This is a genomic window from Streptomyces sp. Je 1-4 4N24, assembly GCF_026239515.1.
Taxonomy (GTDB): domain Bacteria; phylum Actinomycetota; class Actinomycetes; order Streptomycetales; family Streptomycetaceae; genus Streptomyces; species Streptomyces nigrescens.
In genome coordinates this window covers 6,349,321-6,368,428 of the sequence record NZ_CP110836.1, presented here as the reverse complement: position 1 = coordinate 6,368,428, position 19,108 = coordinate 6,349,321, and the positions used below count along the sequence as shown (strand labels likewise).

General features: G+C 71.5%; 18 protein-coding genes. 12 read left to right on the top strand and 6 right to left on the bottom strand.

The features are described 5' to 3' along the window. Window positions 1–347: 347 nt before the first annotated feature. Window positions 348–1,949 carry an MFS transporter gene (locus tag SLV14N_RS27785; protein WP_263271542.1) on the bottom strand — a complete coding sequence of 534 codons (1,602 nt, stop codon included), beginning with the start codon at window positions 1,947–1,949 and terminating at the stop codon, window positions 348–350. A gap of 115 nt (window positions 1,950–2,064) precedes the next feature. Here SLV14N_RS27785 and SLV14N_RS27780 point away from each other — a divergent pair, with 115 nt between their 5' ends. From SLV14N_RS27780 to SLV14N_RS27755, 6 genes are all read left to right on the top strand, one after another. Beyond that, window positions 2,065–2,718: a TetR/AcrR family transcriptional regulator gene (locus SLV14N_RS27780; protein WP_208684512.1), complete on the top strand. Its 654-nt coding sequence runs from the start codon at window positions 2,065–2,067 to the stop codon at window positions 2,716–2,718. 256 nt (window positions 2,719–2,974) lie between these two features. Beyond that, entirely contained in the window at window positions 2,975–4,189 is a 1,215-nt protein-coding gene (locus SLV14N_RS27775) for an alpha/beta hydrolase family protein (protein WP_263271541.1), read from the top strand. 201 nt (window positions 4,190–4,390) lie between these two features. Beyond that, a complete protein-coding gene (locus tag SLV14N_RS27770) occupies window positions 4,391–5,272 on the top strand; it encodes a DUF4429 domain-containing protein (protein ID WP_263271540.1) in 882 nt (293 codons plus the stop codon). A gap of 164 nt (window positions 5,273–5,436) precedes the next feature. Continuing rightward, window positions 5,437–6,828: a sensor histidine kinase gene (locus tag SLV14N_RS27765; RefSeq protein ID WP_263271539.1), complete on the top strand. Its 1,392-nt coding sequence runs from the start codon at window positions 5,437–5,439 to the stop codon at window positions 6,826–6,828. After that, entirely contained in the window at window positions 6,825–7,505 is a 681-nt protein-coding gene (locus SLV14N_RS27760; RefSeq protein WP_208684503.1) for a response regulator transcription factor, read from the top strand. Before SLV14N_RS27765 ends, SLV14N_RS27760 begins: the two co-directional genes overlap by 4 nt. A gap of 160 nt (window positions 7,506–7,665) precedes the next feature. Next, the gene (locus tag SLV14N_RS27755; RefSeq protein ID WP_263271538.1) at window positions 7,666–8,910 is read left to right on the top strand and encodes an acyltransferase; all 1,245 of its coding nucleotides are present in this window, start codon (window positions 7,666–7,668) and stop codon (window positions 8,908–8,910) included. A 66-nt stretch (window positions 8,911–8,976) separates the two neighbouring features. Here SLV14N_RS27755 and SLV14N_RS27750 read toward each other — a convergent pair whose 3' ends face one another. Together SLV14N_RS27750 and SLV14N_RS27745 are read right to left on the bottom strand one after the other, a co-directional pair. After that, a complete protein-coding gene (locus SLV14N_RS27750; RefSeq protein WP_208684499.1) occupies window positions 8,977–9,993 on the bottom strand; it encodes an aldo/keto reductase in 1,017 nt (338 codons plus the stop codon). Between the two features lie 7 nt (window positions 9,994–10,000). Further along, entirely contained in the window at window positions 10,001–10,489 is a 489-nt protein-coding gene (locus SLV14N_RS27745) for a MerR family transcriptional regulator (RefSeq protein WP_208684497.1), read from the bottom strand. A gap of 162 nt (window positions 10,490–10,651) precedes the next feature. Between SLV14N_RS27745 and SLV14N_RS27740 the strand changes: the two genes are divergently transcribed. Further along, window positions 10,652–11,473: a serine hydrolase gene (locus SLV14N_RS27740; protein WP_208684495.1), complete on the top strand. Its 822-nt coding sequence runs from the start codon at window positions 10,652–10,654 to the stop codon at window positions 11,471–11,473. A gap of 67 nt (window positions 11,474–11,540) precedes the next feature. Here SLV14N_RS27740 and SLV14N_RS27735 read toward each other — a convergent pair whose 3' ends face one another. Further along, a complete protein-coding gene (locus SLV14N_RS27735) occupies window positions 11,541–12,212 on the bottom strand; it encodes a pirin family protein (RefSeq protein WP_263271537.1) in 672 nt (223 codons plus the stop codon). A gap of 57 nt (window positions 12,213–12,269) precedes the next feature. Between SLV14N_RS27735 and SLV14N_RS27730 the strand changes: the two genes are divergently transcribed. The 5 genes from SLV14N_RS27730 to fabF all read left to right on the top strand — a co-directional run bounded on the left by SLV14N_RS27730 (window position 12,270) and on the right by fabF (window position 17,242). After that, window positions 12,270–13,454 carry a CdaR family transcriptional regulator gene (locus tag SLV14N_RS27730; protein WP_018088053.1) on the top strand — a complete coding sequence of 395 codons (1,185 nt, stop codon included), beginning with the start codon at window positions 12,270–12,272 and terminating at the stop codon, window positions 13,452–13,454. 89 nt (window positions 13,455–13,543) lie between these two features. Further along, window positions 13,544–14,485, top strand: coding sequence for an ACP S-malonyltransferase (locus SLV14N_RS27725; RefSeq protein WP_263271536.1), 942 nt, complete (start codon window positions 13,544–13,546; stop codon window positions 14,483–14,485). 13 nt (window positions 14,486–14,498) lie between these two features. Then, on the top strand, window positions 14,499–15,545 hold the full coding sequence (locus SLV14N_RS27720; RefSeq protein ID WP_018088055.1) for a ketoacyl-ACP synthase III: 1,047 nt from the start codon (window positions 14,499–14,501) through the stop codon (window positions 15,543–15,545). Between the two features lie 105 nt (window positions 15,546–15,650). Next, window positions 15,651–15,899, top strand: coding sequence for an acyl carrier protein (locus SLV14N_RS27715; RefSeq protein WP_030991425.1), 249 nt, complete (start codon window positions 15,651–15,653; stop codon window positions 15,897–15,899). Between the two features lie 77 nt (window positions 15,900–15,976). Next, window positions 15,977–17,242, top strand: coding sequence for a beta-ketoacyl-ACP synthase II (fabF, locus tag SLV14N_RS27710; protein ID WP_208684490.1), 1,266 nt, complete (start codon window positions 15,977–15,979; stop codon window positions 17,240–17,242). A gap of 60 nt (window positions 17,243–17,302) precedes the next feature. Here the strand turns inward: fabF and SLV14N_RS27705 are convergent, their stop codons facing one another. Beyond that, window positions 17,303–18,193: an NAD(P)-dependent oxidoreductase gene (locus tag SLV14N_RS27705; protein ID WP_208684489.1), complete on the bottom strand. Its 891-nt coding sequence runs from the start codon at window positions 18,191–18,193 to the stop codon at window positions 17,303–17,305. Window positions 18,194–18,313: 120 nt separating this feature from the next. After that, entirely contained in the window at window positions 18,314–18,808 is a 495-nt protein-coding gene (locus SLV14N_RS27700; protein WP_018088059.1) for a DUF3145 domain-containing protein, read from the bottom strand. Window positions 18,809–19,108: the final 300 nt, after the last annotated feature.

Below are 19,108 nucleotides of genomic sequence, written 5' to 3'. Positions count from 1 at the left end.
AGCCCAACTGCCGCCGGGGGTAAGGCCGGTGGCTCCCGGCGGCGGCCCGGGGCGACCGGTTGACGGGCGGGAGCGCGGTGACGCGGTGACGCGGAGGCTCGAGGACGCCGTGACGCGATGGCGCGATGGCGCGATGGCGCGATGGCACGGGTCAGGGAGGTCGGCGGGGCGCCAGTCGTCCGGCCGTACTCGTGGTCTGCCGCCCCCTGCCGGGGACCGTCGCCCGCCGCGCATCCGACGGCGCGCGGCCGGACGAGAGGTCCTCGTACGTGCCGCGCGCCGGGGGCTGCGGGCGGGGCCTGCCGGTCGTCTCGCCCGGTGCGGGCACCGTACGACCGGGGCGCCGGTCAGATGTGGCCGACGCCGGCGCCTGCCTCGGCGTTCGCGCCGCGCTTGGTGAAGAACGCGACGACCGCCGCGACGACCGCCACACCGCAGGCGACCGTGAAGGCCTGGGCCATGCCGGAGACGAAGGTGTCATGGGCGACGGAGGTGATCTTCTGGGCGAACTCCGGCGGGGTGCCCTTCGGGATCGGCGCGATACCGGCCGAGACGGCGTCGGAGAGCTGGGACGCCTGCGCGGGCGGGACCGGCGGGAGGCCGGCCGACCGCCAGTTGTCCGGGAGGTCGCTGTCGACGCGGGAGGCCATCACCGCGCCGAGCACGGCCGTACCGAGGCTGCCGCCGACCTGCATCGCGGCCTGCTGGAGACCGCCGGCGACACCGGAGAGCTCCAGCGGGGCGTTGCCGACGATGACCTCGGTGGCGCCGACCATGACGGGCGCGAGCCCCAGACCGAGCAGCGCGAACCAGAGGGACATCAGACCGGTGCCGCTGTCGGTGTCGAGGCCGGACATCCCGTACATGGCGACGGCGGTGAGGACCATGCCGCCGACCAGGGGGATGCGCGGGCCGAACTTGGTGATCAGGGCGCCGGCGAGCGGCGAGCCGACGATCATCATGCCGGTGAGCGGCAGGAGGTGCAGTCCGCTGTCGACGGGCGTCATGCCGTGCACGTTCTGGAGGTAGAACGTCACGAAGAACAGGCCGCCCATGAAGGCGAAGGCCATCAGCACCATCAGGACCGTGCCGGCCGTCAGCGGCAGCGAGCGGAACATCCGCAGCGGGATGAGCGGTTCGCGGACCTTGCTCTCCAGGAGGGCGAACAGGGCGAAGAGGACCACGGCGGCGATCAGGAAGCCCCAGGTCTTCATGCTGTCCCAGTGCCACTCCCCCGCCTTGATCAGCGGCCAGATGAGGCAGAACATCGCGCCGGAGAGCAGCACGATGCCCGGGATGTCGAACGAGCGGGGGGCGTTCTCCGCACGGTGGTCCTTGAGGATCACCAGGCCGAGGACCAGGGCCAGCACCCCGACCGGGACGTTGATGAAGAACACGGACTGCCAGTTGACGTGCTCGACCAGCAGTCCGCCGACTATCGGGCCGCCGGCGGTGGAGGCGCCGATGACCATGCCCCAGATGCCGATCGCCATGTTGAGCTTCTCGGCCGGGAAGGTGGCGCGCAGCAGCCCCAGCGCGGCGGGCATCAGCAGCGCGCCGAACAGACCCTGGAGCACCCGGAAGGTGATGACCAGCGCGACCTCGTCGGAGAACCCGATGGCGGCGGAGGCGGCGGCGAAGCCGAGGATGCCGATGAGGAAGGTCTGGCGGTGGCCGAAGCGGTCACCGAGCTTGCCCGCCGTGATCAGCGCGATGGCCAGGGCGAGCATGTAGCCATTGGTGATCCACTGCACATCGGCGAGCGAGGCGCCGAGGTCCTGCTTGATGGCCGGGTTGGCGATCGCGACGATCGTGCCGTCCAGCGCGACCATCATGACGCCGATGGCGACGGAGAAGAGGGTCAGCCACGGATGGCCGCGCAGCCCCTTCGGGGGGTCCGGTACGGGAAGTTCCGGCGCAGCTTCGGCGACCGGGGTCTGAGAACTCATAGGACGAGGCTAATGTCAGCCACTGACAGTTGACAAAGCATTTCATGAGTCGGTAACTGTCATCTCGCTCACAGGTAACCTGAGCAGCGAGAAGGCCACGGAAAGGCGGCTCAGGATGGCGACCCCGACGCCGCATACGGCACCCGCGGGCCTGCGGGAACGCAAGAAACAGCGCACCCGCGACGCCCTGATCCGCGCGGCGCTCGAACTGTTCACGGAGCAGGGGTACGAAGCGACGACGATCGACGAGATCGCGGAGGCGGTGGATGTCTCCCAGCGGACGTACTTCCGCTACTTCGCGAACAAGGAGGACGTCGCCTTCGCCGTCCAGGAGATGGTCGAGGCCCGCTTCCTGGAGGAGCTGACCGCGCGGCCCGCGACGGAGGCGCCGCTCACCGCCCTGCGCAGCGCCGTGATGGTGGCCTGGGACGACATCGGCAGCGCCATCGAGTCGGTGATCCCGGTGGAGCTGTACATGCGCTCGTTCCGGATGATCGAGTCGACGCCCGCCCTGGTTGCCGCACATCTGCGGCGCTCCTCCGAACTGGAGGAGGAGCTGGCGCGGCTGATCGCCCGGCGCGAGGGGCTGGACGTGGACGCCGATCCCCGGCCGCGGGTGCTGGTCGCCGCCTTCGGCGGGGTGATGCGAGTGGCGGGCCGGGTGTGGGGCGAGGGCCAGGACTGCAGCGTGGCGTCGATCCGCGAGGTGACCCAGTCCTATCTGGACCACATCGGGCCGGCGATGGAGGACGGCTGGCGGGTGCGCTGAGCGCACCGGCGACGGGCCCGGCGGAAGCGCCGGGACGGCGGAACCCATTACTCCACTCGTCACCCCATCCACCACCCTCCGTGACGAATCCCCTTCGCTAAGCGATCATGGTGGACTCCTCCTGAGATCGCCACTGCGCGGCTGAGCATGGGAAATCGTCAACCCGTGTCCGTTTTGGTCGAAATGCCCACCGTGAAACGTGATATCACTCACGGTCACAGCGAGCGCCCTCTCCCGTCTCCTAGGGTGGCTCGCGGTGAATTCCTTCTCGGGCCTCGGCCCCTCCTCCGGTTTCCTGCAGTCCACGTCCTGGCGTGCCGCCCTCGCGCTGTCGGTGGTCTTCGTCATGCTCGCCATCACCGGCTGGACGGCAGTCAGAGGCACCAAGGAGGACGCCAACCCGCTGGCCACCGCCAGGACCTCCTGGCAGCACGCCACCTTCCTCGGGCGCCCGCTGCCCGACCCCCAGGGTCCGCCGGCCGCGCTCCGGGCCTTCTTCGCCACGCTCAGCCGCGCCGAGAAGCAGCAGCTCGCCGACCGCTATCCGCTGGTCGTCGGCAACCTGGGCGGCGCCCCCGTGAAGCTGCGCTACCGCGCCAACCGGACGGCGATCGACGACGCCCGTCGCATCGAGAAACGCCGGATGAACGACCACCGGCTCACCCCCGTCGGCCGCCAGGAGGCGGGCCGGCTGATGCACCGCCTCGAATCGATGATGAGCCCCGGCCGGCAGATCCTGGCCTTCGATCCGGCCGACGGCGGCCGGGCCGCCGAGGTCTTCGGCAATCTCCCGGCGGCCCACCGGGTGTCCGTCGTGGTGCCCGGCGTGGACATCAACCTGTCGACCTTCGAGCGCACAGCGCGGGCGAACACCGCCCCGGTCGGGATGGCACGCGCCCTCTACGGCGCCGAGCGGGAGGCCCGGCCCAGCGCCCGTACGGCCGTGATCGCCTGGGCCGACTACACCACGCCGTCCGGTGTCGGCGTCGAGGCCGCCACCGGGCAGCTCGCCGCGGCCGGTGCGGTCCGGCTGCGCGCCCTGGTGGACTCGCTGCCGTCCTCCGACGCCGTCTCGCTCTTCTGCCACAGCTACGGCTCCGTGGTGTGCGGGGTCGCGGCCCGGGACCTGCCGTCCAACGTCGAGGACATCGCGGTGGCCGGCAGCCCCGGTATGCGGGCCGAGAACCGCTCCAGGCTGGGCACCCAGGCCCGGGTCTGGGCCATGCGGGACTCCGACGACTGGATCCAGGACATCCCGAACCTGGAGGTCGGCGGGCTCGGCCACGGCGCCGACCCGGTCGACCCGGCCTTCGGCTCCCGGATCCTGTCGGCCGACGGCGCGGTCGGGCACGCCGGTTACTTCGCGCCAGGCACCCGCAGTCTGCGCAATTTCGCGCTCGTCGGGGTCGGCGCGGCCGACACCGTCGACTGCGCGTCCGACGACCCGCAGTGCACCACTGGTCTGGTCTGAGGACCGCGCAGCCCGGTTCCCGCAGGCACGGCCCGGCGCCCGGGGACGGGCCGTGCCTGCGGGAACCGCGTCCGGCGGCGGAGACGTCCACGAGGCGAGGGACGGCAAGGGTGAACGGAGTGACACGCACCGCTTCGGCAGGCGCCCCCGAGGTGCCCGGAAGGGGGACGGGTGGGCAACCGCCCGCATACGATGAGCCGCATGGGTGATGTGCTGGCCGGTTTTCACGCCGTCTGGGAGTTCGACACGGACTCCGTACTCATCCGCTTCGAACGGGGGATCCGCAGGCCGAAGCTGTTCCAGGCGCTCGGTGAGCGACGCATTCCGTACGAGGCGCTGAGCTCCGTCGAGGTGACCGAGGGCAGACGTGGCACGGTGGTGCTGCACGCCGTGCCCCGGCACGGCGCCGACCCCCTGATGGAAGCGGCGAACGGGCAGCTCAAAGAGGACGCCGATCCCTATCGGCTGGTGCTGCCGGCCGACCGCGAGACGCTGGCCGACTACTACGCCGATGAGCTGCGCACGGCGCTCGGCCCCGATGTGAAGGAGCCCGCCGACCGCCATCTGGTGGCCGCGCCGGAGCCCCCGCTGCACTTCAAGGCGTATGACGGCAAGGCGTCCTTCGACGGGCGGGCGGTCGCCTTCCGGTGGTTCTGGACGGGCGCGTCCTCGGCGAAGTGGAAGTGCGGCGACCAGACCTTCCCCGTCGGCGAGTTGGCCGGCGTCGAATGGCGGTCGCCGGAGATCCTCAACGGCTATCTGCGGCTGCTGGAGCGCGGGGCCCACGAGCCGGGGACGGGCGAGGCGGACCAGGATCCGGCCGCCGTGGTGTTCGGGCTGGGGTACGGCCCCGTGCACGAGTCGCTGCCGTTCGCGGCCTCGGTGCTGCAGGCCGTACGCGCCGCCGAGCCGGCGCAGGAGACAGCGGACGGCGCGCCGGTGCGCCACCGGACCGGGGAGACGCGCCGCGATCCGGCGGACATCGCGGACCGGATACGACACCTCGGCGAACTGCACGGCGCCGGACTGCTGACCGACGACGAGTTCAGCACGAAGAAGGCTGAGCTGCTGGCGGAGCTCTAGAGGATGCCTCCCCGCGGGCCCTGTCGTCGCCCGGAGTCTGCTTTGGGAACGTGGCGGGATCGGGGGCCCGTTGAGCGGGCAGGGACTCATACCCTGGTACGGGGCGACGTCCGGCCCCTGGTATGACGCCGTGGCCGCCGCGCTCCGCTTAGATGGAGGGCGCGATGACCGGACGATTTTCCACCCCTGAACCCGAGCCGGCTCACGGCCCCGTGCGTGAGCCGGCCCATCAACGGGCGCTGCGCGCCGCACGGCAGGCGCTGCGTGTCCTGGCCGTGGAGCTCGGCACCCCGACCGAGCCCGGCACCCCGCTGCTGGACAGCGTCCGGAGTCCCTGGCTGCGCCGCCTGCCCTACGTCGTCGCGTTCGGGTTCGCGGTGTCCCTGCTGCCGACGACCATCACCGTCCTCAGCCACGACTACGGCCTGGACGGCGGGATGTCCGGTGCGCTCGCCACCGCGCAGACCGTGCCGCTGCTGCTCGCGGTGACCCGGCCGCTGCAGGCGTGGTGGGTGATCTTCGCGGCGGATGTCATCGGTGCCGTGGCGCTCACCGGCGAGGACGGTGTCGTGGAACGCGCCTGGCCCTGGCCGCCCATGGAGATCGTCGGCTATCTCGCCCTGATGCTGGCGCTGTCCCTGCGCGAGCGCCGTCGCACCCTGACCGCCGTCTGGCTGACGACCGGTGTGGCGGGCCTGCTCTCCGAGGTGTTCACCCCCGACGGCAGCAACAGCACCTGGGTGCTGATGTTCGTCCTCACCGGTGTGGTGCTGATGATGGGCGCCACGCTGCGCGAACGCGGCGATGCCCAGCGCAAGTTGATCGAGCAGGAGACCATCAGCGAGGCCGAGCGCGCCCGTCGGACGCTGCTGGAGGAGCGCGCCCGGATCGCCCGTGAACTGCACGATGTCGTCGCGCACCACATGTCGGTGATCACGGTCCAGGCGGCCAGTGCCCCGTACCGCATCAGCGGGATTCCCCGGGAGGCCGAGGACGAGTTCGGCTCGATCGCGGCAACCGCCCGGGAGTCGCTGGCGGAGATGCGCCGGCTGCTCGGGGTGCTGCGCAGCGAGGAGGCGGTGCAGCACGAGGGCCCGGAGAAGACCCCGCAGCCCGGGATCGCCATGCTGCCGAAGCTGGTCGAGGGGACCGTACGGGCGGGTGTGCCGGTCGAGTTGGCGCTGCCGGAGGAGCCGGTGGCGCTCGAACCGGCGGTGGACCTGTCGGCGTACCGCATCGTTCAGGAGGCGCTGGCCAATGTGGTGCGGCATGCTCCGGGGGCGCCGACCCGGGTCTCGGTGACACCGGCCGCGGACGGCGCACGGCTGACCGTACTGGTCGTCAACTCCGCGCCGTCCGCACCGTCCGCGCCGCTGGAGACCACCGGCACCGGTCATGGCCTCATCGGGATGCGGGAGCGGGTCCGGCTGGTGGACGGTTCGCTCGATACCGGGCCGCTGCCCGACGGCGGCTTCCGGGTCGCCGCCCAGCTCCCCCTCCCACCGTCGCCTTCTGCGGCATCGCCCCTCTCCACAAAGGATTCCCACTCCGTATGACCACGCGCGTGATCATCGTCGACGACCAGGCCATGGTGCGTGCGGGCTTTGCCGCGCTGCTCGCCGCGCAGAGCGACATCGATGTGGTGGGCGATGCCCCGGACGGGGTGCAGGGCGTCGCCCTGAGCCGCCGGACGCACCCGGACGTGGTGCTGATGGATGTGCGGATGCCGGAGATGGACGGTCTGGCGGCGGCCCGTCAGCTGCTCGATCCGCCCGTCGGCGTCACTCATCGTCCGAAGGTCCTGATGCTGACCACGTTCGACGTCGACGACTATGTCTACGAGGCGCTGCGCGCCGGGGCGTCCGGCTTTCTCCTCAAGGACGCGCCGCCGGCCGATCTGATCGCCGCGGTCCGGGTCGTGGCGGCCGGTGAGGCGCTGCTCGCGCCGTCCGTGACCCGGCGGCTGATCGCCGATTTCGCCCGCTCGGGGCCGGTGACCCGGAAGGGCCGGCCCTCGCTGCGGCTGAACGGCCTCACTCCGCGCGAGACGGAGGTCCTGGAGCTGATCGCCCGCGGACTGTCGAACCAGGAGATCGCCGATGCGCTGATCGTCGCCGAGCAGACCGTGAAGACCCATGTCAGCCGGGTGCTCGCCAAGTTGGACCTTCGGGACCGCGCCCAGGCCGTGATCTTCGCGTATGAATCGGGGCTGGTCTCGCCCGGAGAGCGGTAGCGCCCGCCCCGCTTGCGCGCCTCTCCTTCCTGAGGACGAGCGCGGCCGGGGACCCCTACCCCCGTAGTACCCGGGAGTCGGCTCCGCGGTGTGACGCCGCGTCATACACCCGCTTCCTACGTTTCCCTCCGCCACACCCACGGGAGAGGGAGACACCACCATGTCCAGGCTGCTCACCACCGCCCGGCGCGGCAGACGCACGCTCATCGGCGCCGCGGCCGCCGTGGCGGACCGTACGCCCGCGGACCGTGACCGTGCGCTCGACGGTCTGCGGGCGCTGGCGCTGCTCGCCGTCCCCACCGGCCACTGGCTGATCGGCGGCTTCACCCTCGACGCCGGGGGCGCGCTGCACAACGCCAGCCTGCTGACCGCCGTCGGCGGGCTCGCACCGGCCAGTTGGGTCCTGCAGCTGCTCGGCATCTTCTTCCTGGTCGGCGGGCATGCGTCGGTGCTGTCCTTCCGGCGCGCCACCGGGCGGGGCGAGTCCACCCGGTCCTGGCTGTGCGGCCGGCTCGTCCGGCTGGGCCGTCCGGTGCTCGGGGTGACGGCCGTATGGGCGGTGCTGCTGCCCCTGCTGTACGGACTGGGCGTACCGGAGGCGACCCTGCGGACCGGGGCGACGCTGGTGATCCAGCCGCTGTGGTTCGTCGGCGTGTACGCGGTGATCACCGCGCTGACGCCCTGCTGTCTGCGCGCCGCCCGGTGGATGGGCGCCTGGGCCGCGGCACCACTGGCGGCGGCCGTCGCCGCGGTGGACTTCCTGCGCTACGGGCCGTACGCCGATGCCATGCCGCCGTGGCTGAGCCTGCTCAACCTGCTGCCCGGCTGGATGTTCGCCTATCAGCTCGGGGTGTCCTGGGGTGAGCGGCGGCTGGGCCAACGCGCCGCCTGGTCGCTGCTGCTCGGCGGCGCCGCGGTGTTCGCCGCGCTGCTGCTGTTCTTCCACTACCCGACGAGCATGGTCGGCGTTCCCGGGCAGTCCCGTACGAACTCCCACCCGCCGTCGCTGCTGGTCCTGGCGCTGGCCGCCGCCCAGTCCGGCGCCGCGGTGCTGCTCCGTGACCGGCTCGCCCGGCTGCTGCGCCGGCCTGCCCTGTGGGCGCCGGTGGCGATCGTCAACCTCTCCGCGCTGACGATCCTGTGCTGGCACCAGACGGCGATGCTCTCGCTGGCCGTGCCGGCGTCCTTCCTGGGGCAGGTCCCCGGACTGACGGTGGCGCCCGACACCCTCGGCTGGGTCCTGGCCCGGCTCGCCTGGCTGCCGGTCTTCGCCGCGGCACTGCTCCTGATCGGCCGCACCACCCACCGCTTCGAGGCGCCCTGGACGGGTGTCGACGGGGTCCGCCGGGCCGCCACGGCCCTTCTGGCCGCCGGGTTCGGGGCCTTCGCGCTGGGGCTGGCGTAGGACAGCCAGTGAAGGCGCGCGCCCCGGAAGGGGCAGGGCGCCCTCGGCCCCGCCCCTCCGGACCTGCTACTCCCGTCCCGCCGAGGTGAACGACATGTCCGCGTACCGCGCCCCCGCGACCTGCCCGGCGATCGGCTCCAGCTGTGCCAGGTCCTGTTCGGTCAGCCGGATCCGGGTCGCCCCGGTGTTCTCCTCGATCCGGCTGCGCTTACGGGTGCCGGGGATCGGGACGACGGCCAGGCCGCGTGCCGTGGCCTGCTGCTGTACCCAGGCCAGCGCGATCTGGCCGGGCGTGGCGCCATGGGCGTCGGCGACCGCGCGGACCGGCTCCAGCAGCGCGGCGTTGACGGCCGCGTTGTCGCCGGTGAAGCGGGGCTGCTGACGGCGGAAGTCGTCCGCGCCCAGCTCCTTGTCGGCATGCACGAAGGCACCGGTCAGGAAGCCCCGGCCGAGCGGTGAGTACGGCACGAGACCGACGCCGAGCTCGGCCGCCGCCTGCACCACACCCTCCTCGATGTCCCGGCTGAACAGCGACCACTCGGACTGCAGCGCGGCGATCGGGTGCACGGCCTGGGCCGCGCGCAGTTCGCTGCCGGTCACCTCGCTCAGCCCCAGGTGCTTGACCTTGCCCTCGGCGACGAGTTCGGCCATGGCGCCGACCGATTCCTCGATCGGGACGTTCACATCGCGGCGGTGCATGTAATACAGGTCGATCTCGTCCACCCCCAGGCGCCGGAGGCTGCCCTCGACGGCCTGGCGGATATAGGCCCGGTCGTTGCGGATGATGCGCTTGGCCGGGTCGTCCGGGTCGAGGGATATCGCGAACTTGGTGGCCAGCACGACCTCGTCGCGGTGGGCCCGGATGAAGGGGGCGATGAACTTCTCGTTCTCCCCCATGCCGTACATGTCGGCGGTGTCGAAGAGCGTCACGCCCAGTTCCCGTGCGCGCTCCAGCGTGGCCCGTGCCTCGTCGGCGTCCGTCGGGCCGTAGGCGAAGCTCATGCCCATACAGCCGAGGCCCTGCACCCCGACCCGCGGTCCGCCGGTGCCCAGCTCGACCGTCTCGATCTTCTCGCTACCCATGGAGACCTCAGAACCTCTCGGACGCCCGCCGGGCGTCGGCATAGATGTCGATCTTGTAGTCGAGTACGTCCAGCGTGCTCTGCAGCTCGGCTATGCGCTGCCGTACGTCCTCGCGGTGCGCGGTCAGCAGCTGCTCCCGCTCGGCGAAGGTGCACTCACCGGCCCGCACCAGCTCGGCGTAGCGGACCATGTCCGCGACCGGCATACCGGTCAGCCGCAGCTTGGTCACCAGGCTCAGCCAGTCCAGATCGCGGTTGGTGAAGCGCCGCTGCCCGGTGTGGGTGCGGTCCACGTGCGGCATCAGGCCGATGCGCTCGTACCAGCGCAGGGTGTGGGCGCTGAGCCCGGTGTGCTGCGCCACCTCGCTGATCGTGTACTGGTCGCGGCCGGCGGGCCGCGGATGCGGGGGCGCGGTGCCGCAGTCGCGCACCTTCGTCGGCAGCCTCCTGGTCGTGGTCGCGCCGCTCGCCGCCGGTCCGCTCTGCGTTACCGTCATGCACCGTCTCCCCTGTCGCGCCGGACGTCCCCCGGCGATTTCGCCGGGTGCCTCTCGACGTCTTCAACGCTAGAGACTTCGAGCGCACTCCAAGCAAGCGCCGATCACGGGCAGACTTGACCGGAATTTGGGGACGCCGGACCGGCCCCTAAGCTCGTGGGCATGCAGAGCCTGCGGATGATCGAGAACTGGCCGGTGCCCACCGCTGCGGCCGCCGTCGTACGAGCCGATGGATCGGTGGCCGGAGCGTACGGCCCCCTGGAGCATCGCTTCCCGCTGGCGTCCGTGACCAAGCCGCTGGCCGCGTACGCCGCACTGCTGGCCGTCGAGGAGGGCGCCGTCGAGCTGGACGAGCCGGCCGGGCCCGAGGGGTCCACGGTGCGTCATCTCCTCGCCCACACCTCGGGGCTGGCGTTCGACGAGCCGCGCGCCATGGCCGAGCCGGGCACCCGGAGGATCTACTCCAACGCCGGGTTCGAGGCGCTGGGCGACCACATAGCCAAGGCGACCGACATCCCCTTCCCGCAGTATCTGCACGAGGCGGTGCTCGCCCCCCTCGGGATGACCGCGACGGAGCTGCCCGGCTCGCCCGCCAAGGACGGCGTCTCCACGGTCGCCGACCTGATCCATTTCGCGGCCGAGCTGCAGGCGCCCCGGCTGCTCGCCCCCCAGACCCTCGCGGCGGCGACCCAGGTCGTCTTCCCCGGCCTGTCGGGGGTGCTGCCGGGCTACGGGCACCAGAAGCCCAACGACTGGGGCCTGGGCTTCGAGATCCGGGACGGCAAGTCGCCGCACTGGACGGGCGCGTCGTCCTCGCCCCGCACCTTCGGGCACTTCGGACAGTCCGGGACGTTCCTGTGGGTGGACCCGGACGCCCGTGTGGCCTGTGTGGCGCTGGCCGACCGGGCCTTCGGACCGTGGGCGATCGAGGCCTGGCCGCCGCTGACGGACGCGGTGCTGGCCGAGCTGGCACAGACGGCCTGACCTCGCCCGGACGACCTGACCTGGCCGGACCGGTCCGAGCGGCACCGGCCGCCCGGACCGCACCGGCTCACCCGTACGACGGCTCCGGGCCCATCTCCCACACAAGGCACTCCGCCGCCGCCAGCCCCTGCAGCTCCAGCCCCTCCCCGTCGGTGATCCGCGCCGCGTCACCGGCCTCCAGACACGCGTTGCCGAGCCGTACGGCGCCGCGCACCACCTGCACATAGGCCCGCGCGGCATCCGGGACCGCGGTGCGCTCGCCGTCGGCGAGGCGGCGCACATGCAGCAGGGCGCCGGCCCGCGGGACCGCGTACGGGGTGCCGTCGGCGATCCCGCGCACCACCTCGTACGACGGCTCGCCGCCGGCCTCGTGCGACGCCAGCCACATCTGGACGAAGCGCAGCGGCCCGTCGCCGTCGTTGCGCTCCACATGCCGGACGCCGCCCGCCGAGCTGAGCCGCTGGAGATCACCCGGGCGTACGGTGGTTTCGTGACCGGCCGAGTCGCGGTGGGTCAGTTCCCCCTCGACCACCCAGGTCACGATCTCCGTGTCGCGGTGGGGGTGCTCGTCGAATCCGGCACCCGCCGCCAGCCGCTCCTCGTTGCAGGCGATCAGCACGCCGAAGCGCAGGTTCTCCGGGTCGAAACGGTGCCCGAAGGAGAACGCGTGCAGCGACTCGATCCCGGCCTCCGCGTCCCCGCCCGGATACCGTTCATGGCCTCTCCGCACCTGAATCATGGGCCCACGGTAGCCCCGCCCCCTCACCTCCCCGCCCCGATAGTGCAGGCTTGTCCCGTGTCTGAACCCGCATCGCGCGACGCGCACCCGCACTCCGCGACCCTCCGGCGCCTGGAGAATTCGTCCGGCAAGCTGGCGGCCGCCGCCATCGCCCGCATGGACGCCACGCTGCCGTGGTACCGCGCGATGCCCCCGGAGAATCGTTCCTGGATCGGCCTGGTCGCCCAGGCCGGTATCGCCGCTTTCACCGAATGGTTCCGGCATCCGGAGACCCCCCAGGCGATCAGCACCGATGTCTTCGGCACGGCGCCGCGCGAACTGACCCGGGCGATCACGCTGCGGCAGACCGTGGAGATGGTCCGTACGACCATCGAGGTCATGGAGTCCGCGATCGACGAGGTCGCGGCCCCGGGCGATGAGTCCGTGCTGCGCGAGGCGCTGCTGGTCTACGCCCGGGAGATCGCCTTCGCCACCGCTCAGGTCTACGCCCAGGCGGCCGAGGCCCGCGGCGCCTGGGACGCCCGGCTGGAGTCGCTGGTGGTCAACGCGGTGCTGTCGGGGGAGGCGGACGAGGGCGCGGTCTCCCGTGCGGCGGCGCTGGGCTGGAACTCCCCCGAGCATGTGTGTGTGGTGCTGGGCACCGCGCCGGACGGGGACAGCGAACTGACCGTGGAGGCGATCCGGCGCGCCGCGCGGCACGCCAAGCTCCAGGTCCTGACCGGGGTGCTGGGCTCCCGTCTGGTGGTGATCGCGGGCGGTTCGGACAACCCGCTGAAGGCCGCGAAGGCGCTGATCGGCCCGTATGCCGCCGGTCCCGTGGTGGCCGGCCCGGTCGTCTCCGATCTGCTGGCCGCGACCCGTTCGGCGCAGGCCGCCGCCGCCGGACTGCGGGCCTGTGCCGCCTGGCCGGACGCCCCGCGGCCGGTGCTCGCGGACGATCTGCTGCCGGAGCGCGCGATGGCCTCGGACCCGGTCGCGCGCGAGCAGTTGGTGGAGGAGATCTACAGACCGCTGGAGGAAGCCGGGTCGGCACTTCTGGAGACGCTGAGCGTTTACCTGGAGCAGGCGAGCAGTCTGGAGGGCGCCGCCCGGATGCTGTTCGTGCACCCCAACACCGTGCGCTATCGGCTGCGACGTGTGACCGACGTCACCGGCTGGTCACCCTCCGATGTGCGCTCGGCGTTCACCCTCCGTATCGCGCTGATTCTGGGGCGTCTGGCTGACGGTGAGGCCCAACCCTAGACTTTTGTCGGACACCAACAATTCCCCCGATGGTTCTTCGTCCTTGTCCCCACGGGCGGGCGGAACCACCCACAAGAGAGAGTGTGAGGGTGCTCGTACTCGTCGCTCCCGGCCAAGGCGCTCAGACGCCCGGCTTCCTGACTCCCTGGCTCGACCTTCCCGGTGTCGAGGACCAGCTCCGCGCGTGGTCGGCCGCCATCGACCTGGACCTGGTCCACTACGGCACGAAGGCGGACGAGGAGGAGATCCGTGACACCGCGGTGGCGCAGCCGCTGCTGGTGGCCTCCGCCCTGCTCTCCGCCCGGCAGCTGTTCGCCACGGCCGACGACGTCGCCACGCAGACCGGCGCGGTGGCCGGCCACAGCGTCGGTGAACTGGCCGCCGCCGCGCTGGCCGGCACGCTGACCGACGAGGCCGCGATGACGCTGGTACGCCGGCGCGGCCAGGCGATGGCCGAGGCCGCCGCCGTCACCGACACCGGTATGGCCGCGCTGCTGGGCGGCGACGAGGCCGTGGTCATCCCGCACCTGGAGCAACTGGGCCTGACCCCGGCGAATGTGAACGGCGCCGGACAGATCGTCGCCGCGGGCACCGCCGAGCAGATCGCCGCACTGGTCGAGAACAAGCCGGAAGGCACTCGCCGGGTCGTACCGCTGAAGGTGGCCGGCGCGTTCCATACTCACCACATGGCACCCGCCGTTTCGGCCCTGGAATCCGCTACCGCCCAGCTGGCGGTCGCCGATCCGCACACCCGTTACGTCTCCAACAAGGACGGAGCGCTGGTCTCCTCCGGCCAGGAGCTGGTGCAGCGGCTGGTGGGCCAGGTGGCCAACCCCGTGCGCTGGGACCTGTGCATGGAGACCTTCAAGGAGCTCGGGGTCACCACGCTCATCGAGGCGGCTCCCGGCGGCACGCTCACCGGCCTGGCCAAGCGCGCGCTGCCCGCCGTGCGGACCCTCGCCCTCAAGACGCCCGACGACCTCGACGCGGCCCGCACGCTGATCGCCGAGCAATCCGCACCGGCCGAATAGGAGTCCGAAGCGCATGACCTCGAAGATCAAGCCCTCGAAGGGCGCCCCGTACGCGCGGATCATGGGCGTCGGCGGCTACCGCCCGACCCGTGTGGTGCCCAACGAGGAGATCCTCAAGCACATCGACTCGTCCGACGAGTGGATCCGCTCGCGGTCCGGTATCGCGACCCGCCACTGGGCGGGCCCCGAGGAGACCGTCGCGACCATGTCGGTCGAGGCGTCCGGCAAGGCCATCGCCGACGCCGGGATCACGCCCGAGCAGATCGGCGCCGTGATCGTCTCCACCGTTTCGCACTTCAAGCAGACCCCGGCGATCGCGACCGAGATCGCGCACCGTATCGGTGCCGGCAAGCCGGCCGCGTTCGACATCTCGGCGGGCTGTGCGGGCTTCGGCTACGGCCTGACCCTGGCGAAGGGCCTGGTGACCGAGGGCTCGGCGGAGTATGTGCTGGTCCTCGGCGTGGAGCGGCTCTCGGACCTGACCGACCTGGAGGACCGCGCGACGGCCTTCCTCTTCGGTGACGGAGCCGGCGCGGTGATCGTCGGCCCGGCCAACGAGCCCGCGATCGGTCCCACGGTCTGGGGTTCGGAGGGCGACAAGGCCGAGACCATCAAGCAGACGCTGGGCTGGGACGTCTACCGTCCCACACCGGTCCCCGGGGGAGACGCTCCCGAGGGGCGTCCCGCTCCGGAGGAGATCCGCTACCCCGCCATCACCCAGGAGGGCCAGGCGGTCTTCCGGTGGGCGGTGTTCGAGATGGCGAAGGTCGCCCAGCAGGCACTGGACGCGGCCGGGGTCAGCCCGGACGACCTGGACGTCTTCATTCCGCACCAGGCCAACATGCGGATCATCGACTCGATGGTGAAGACTCTGAAGCTGCCGGAGAGCGTGACGGTCGCCCGCGATGTGGAGACCACCGGCAACACCTCGGCCGCCTCCATCCCGCTCGCCATGGAGCGGCTGTTGGCGACCGGACAGGCCAAGAGCGGCGACACCGCGCTGGTCATCGGCTTCGGGGCGGGTCTCGTCTACGCCGCGACGGTCGTTACCCTCCCCTAGGCAAGATCTGCGCAGCGCCGTACGTCTTCGGATGTTTCGGCCGTCGCAAGGATCTTCACCGCAAGTAACGCAGTTTCCCCTTAAAATGACCGAAGGAGCGCCATCATGGCCGCCACTCAGGAAGAGATCGTCGCCGGTCTCGCCGAGATCGTGAACGAGATCGCCGGGATCCCCACCGAGGACGTCCAGGTGGACAAGTCCTTCACCGACGACCTGGACGTTGACTCGCTGTCCATGGTCGAGGTCGTCGTCGCCGCCGAAGAGCGCTTCGACGTGAAGATCCCGGACGACGACGTCAAGAACCTCAAGACGGTCGGCGACGCGACCGAGTACATCCTCAAGCACCAGAGCTGATCCAGCTCCCGCGCATGTCGCCACCCCGCGGTGGCGCCGTCGATTCAGACCCCTCTACCCGTGGAGTAAGAATTCCCGTGAACGCGACCAATCGCACCGTGGTCGTCACCGGTATCGGCGCAACCACACCGCTGGGTGGCGACAGCGCTTCGACCTGGCAGGCCCTGCTCGCCGGACGCTCCGGTGTCAGCACCCTCGAACAGGACTGGGCCGCCGAGCTGCCGGTCCGTATCGCCGGCCAGATCGCCGTTGAACCGTCCGAGATCATTCCGCGTCCGCAGGCCCGCAAGCTGGACCGCTCGGCGCAGTTCGCGCTCGTCGCGGCCCAGGAGGCCTGGAAGGACGCGGGCTTCACCGCCAAGGCGGGCGAGGACACGGCGGTCAACCCCGACCGTCTGGGCGCCGTCATCGCCTCCGGCATCGGCGGTGTGACGACCCTGCTCGACCAGTACGACGTGCTCAAGGAGAAGGGCGTACGCCGCGTCTCCCCGCACACCGTGCCCATGCTGATGCCGAACTCCCCGTCCGCCAACGTCGGCATCGAGTTCAACGCCCGCGCCGGTGTGCACACACCGGTCTCGGCGTGCGCGTCGGGCGCCGAGGCCATCGGCTACGCGATCGAGATGATCCGCTCCGGCCGCGCCGACGTCGTCGTCGCGGGTGGCACGGAGGCCGCCATCCACCCGCTGCCGATCGTGGCGTTCGGCAACATGATGGCGATGTCCAAGAACAACGACGACCCGCAGGGCGCCTCCCGCCCCTGGGACGTCGACCGCAACGGCTTCGTGCTCGGCGAGGGCGCGGGCGTGATCATCCTGGAGTCCGAGGAGCACGCCAGGGCCCGCGGTGCCACGATCTACGCGGAGGCCGTCGGCCAGGGCATCTCGGCCGACGCCCACCACATCACACAGCCCGAGCCGTCCGGCAACGGCATCGCGGCGGCGCTGCAGAACCTGCTCGACAACACCGGTCTCGACCCCGCCGAGGTCGTGCATGTGAATGCGCATGCGACCTCGACGCCGGCCGGTGACGTCGGTGAGCTCAGGGCACTGCGCAAGGCGTTCGGCGACGACGTCGACCACATGGCCATCACCAGCACGAAGTCGATGACCGGCCACCTCCTGGGCGGCGCGGGCGGCATCGAGACGGTGGCCACGGTCCTCGCGCTCAAGAACCGCACCGCCCCGCCGACGATCAACATCGACCAGCTCGACCCGGAGGTCGACGCCGACATCGTCCGCGGCGAGCCCCGCGCGCTGCCGGCCGAGGGCCGGATCGCGGCCCTGAACGACTCGTTCGGCTTCGGCGGCCACAACGTGGTCCTCGCCTTCCGTACGGTCTGAGGCCCGCTCAGCACCCCCTGAGGGCCCGTCCGGTGACCACCGGGCGGGCCCTCAGGCGTGTCAGCCGTCGAAGCTCGCGAAGTACGCCGCCACGGCGTCCTTTTGGCCGTGGCCCTGCTCCTCGGCCCGGCGGAAGCGTTCCGCGTCCGCCGCCACCAGATCCATCCGCACCCCGGCCCCCTGGGCGGCCTCCGTGATGAGCCGGGCGTCCTTGCGCGCGGCGGACACCGTGAAGCTCGCCGGGTAGTTATCGGCCAGGATCAGCGCGGATTTCAGCCGCAGATAGGGCAGGTCCAGCGAGCCGCCGGCGACCGCGGAGAGGAAGTCGCGCGGGTCCACGCCGAGCCCCTCGGCGAGCGCGAGCGCCTCGCCGGTGCCGTTGATGACCGTCAGCACCCAGCTGTTGATGACGAGCTTGAGGCGGCTGGCGTCCCCACTCGCACCGTCCTCGCCGACCCACCGGGTGGTGCCGCCGACGACGTCGAAGACCCGCCCGGCGCGCTCCCGTACGTCCTGCGGCCCGGCCGCCAGGACCGTCAACTCGCCCTTCTCCGCGGGCGCCTTGGTGCCCAGTACGGGGGCGTCCACGAACCGCAGGCGGTGTTCGTCGGCGAACCGGGCGAGCGGGGCGAGCCCATCGGTCCCGACCGTGCTCATCTGGAGCCAGAGGGCGCCGGGCGTCAGCGCGGCGGCGGCCTGTCGCAGCGCGTCGAGGGCGGCCGGGCCGTCGAGCAGCATCGTGAGGACCACCTCGGCGCCGTCCACCGCCTCGGCCGGCGTGCCGGTGACGCGGACGCCGTCGGCAGCCAGGGGCTCGGCCCTGGCGCGGGTCCGGTTCCAGGCGCGGACGTCCAGACCGGCCCGGGCGAGATTGCGGGCCATCGCCGCGCCCATGATTCCGGTGCCGAGCACCGCTACGGACAGAGCCTCGGATGACGTGTTGTCGGCCATGACGGCACGCTAGGGGGTGTCTTCCCGATCAGGCCGGGCTCGAAGGCAACCGCCGCCGCGTGTCGGAGGGCGCCGCTGTCCAGACGATCTGGTGGAGGCAGCGGACCGGCGCCTCACTCCTCATACGACTTGGTGCAGCCAGCGCACCGGGGCGCCCTCGCCCGCGTACCGGAAGGGCTCCAGTTCGTCGTCCCAGGGTTTACCGAGGAGCTTGGCGACCTCGGCGGCCAGCTCGGTCTCGCCGCGAGCCGAGCGGGCGACCGCGGCGCGCAGCCGGTCCTCGGGGATGAGGATGTCGCCGTGGATGCCCGTGACGGCGTGAAAGATCCCCAGATCGGGGGTGGAGCTGTAGCGCTCGCCCTCCGCGGTGGAGCAGGGTTCCGCGGTCACCTCGAAGCGCAGCAGATGCCAGCCGCGCAGCGCGGAGGCCAGCTTGGAGGCCGTGCCGGCCTCGCCCTGCCAGGAGAACTCGGCTCTCCAGGTGCCCGGGGACGCCGGCTGGCGGATCCAGTCGAGGTTGACGCGCACACCGAGGACGCCCGCGACGGCCCATTCGACGTGCGGGCACAGCGCGCGCGGAGCGGAGTGGACGTACAGAACTCCACGTGTCGTCACCGGGACCTCCAGTGCGGTTCGAGGTTCGCCTTCCCCAGCGGCCTCGTGCCCGTTCCGGTTGCGGCCGGGACAGTCGTCATTCTGCCCCAGTGGTCACTTCGGCACCAGCATGCTGGTGACCTACAGTAAACACCATTGGGCGGAATTTGCCGCAAAAGGGACAGGAAATGACGTGATGTAATTTGTCTGTGCCGACTGCACTTGCCACTTTGGGTCACCGCCCGGCAAGCACGGGGCAAAGCTATCGCGCGGTGCCGGTCGAGGGGGTGACGTACCGTCGGTACCCGAAGAGATATCACT

What these genes read in the sequence shown, in the direction of transcription:
- SLV14N_RS27760 (WP_208684503.1), top strand. Translation starts at nt 6,825, where the DNA reads ATGACCACGCGCGTGATCATCGTCGACGACCAGGCCATGGTGCGTGCG.
- SLV14N_RS27705 (WP_208684489.1), bottom strand. Translation starts at nt 18,193, where the DNA reads ATGGCCGACAACACGTCATCCGAGGCTCTGTCCGTAGCGGTGCTCGGC.
- SLV14N_RS27715 (WP_030991425.1), top strand. Translation starts at nt 15,651, where the DNA reads ATGGCCGCCACTCAGGAAGAGATCGTCGCCGGTCTCGCCGAGATCGTG.
- SLV14N_RS27785 (WP_263271542.1), bottom strand. Translation starts at nt 1,949, where the DNA reads ATGAGTTCTCAGACCCCGGTCGCCGAAGCTGCGCCGGAACTTCCCGTA.
- SLV14N_RS27770 (WP_263271540.1), top strand. Translation starts at nt 4,391, where the DNA reads ATGGGTGATGTGCTGGCCGGTTTTCACGCCGTCTGGGAGTTCGACACG.
- SLV14N_RS27740 (WP_208684495.1), top strand. Translation starts at nt 10,652, where the DNA reads ATGCAGAGCCTGCGGATGATCGAGAACTGGCCGGTGCCCACCGCTGCG.
- SLV14N_RS27745 (WP_208684497.1), bottom strand. Translation starts at nt 10,489, where the DNA reads ATGACGGTAACGCAGAGCGGACCGGCGGCGAGCGGCGCGACCACGACC.
- SLV14N_RS27735 (WP_263271537.1), bottom strand. Translation starts at nt 12,212, where the DNA reads ATGATTCAGGTGCGGAGAGGCCATGAACGGTATCCGGGCGGGGACGCG.
- SLV14N_RS27765 (WP_263271539.1), top strand. Translation starts at nt 5,437, where the DNA reads ATGACCGGACGATTTTCCACCCCTGAACCCGAGCCGGCTCACGGCCCC.
- SLV14N_RS27720 (WP_018088055.1), top strand. Translation starts at nt 14,499, where the DNA reads ATGACCTCGAAGATCAAGCCCTCGAAGGGCGCCCCGTACGCGCGGATC.
- SLV14N_RS27750 (WP_208684499.1), bottom strand. Translation starts at nt 9,993, where the DNA reads ATGGGTAGCGAGAAGATCGAGACGGTCGAGCTGGGCACCGGCGGACCG.
- SLV14N_RS27755 (WP_263271538.1), top strand. Translation starts at nt 7,666, where the DNA reads ATGTCCAGGCTGCTCACCACCGCCCGGCGCGGCAGACGCACGCTCATC.
- SLV14N_RS27780 (WP_208684512.1), top strand. Translation starts at nt 2,065, where the DNA reads ATGGCGACCCCGACGCCGCATACGGCACCCGCGGGCCTGCGGGAACGC.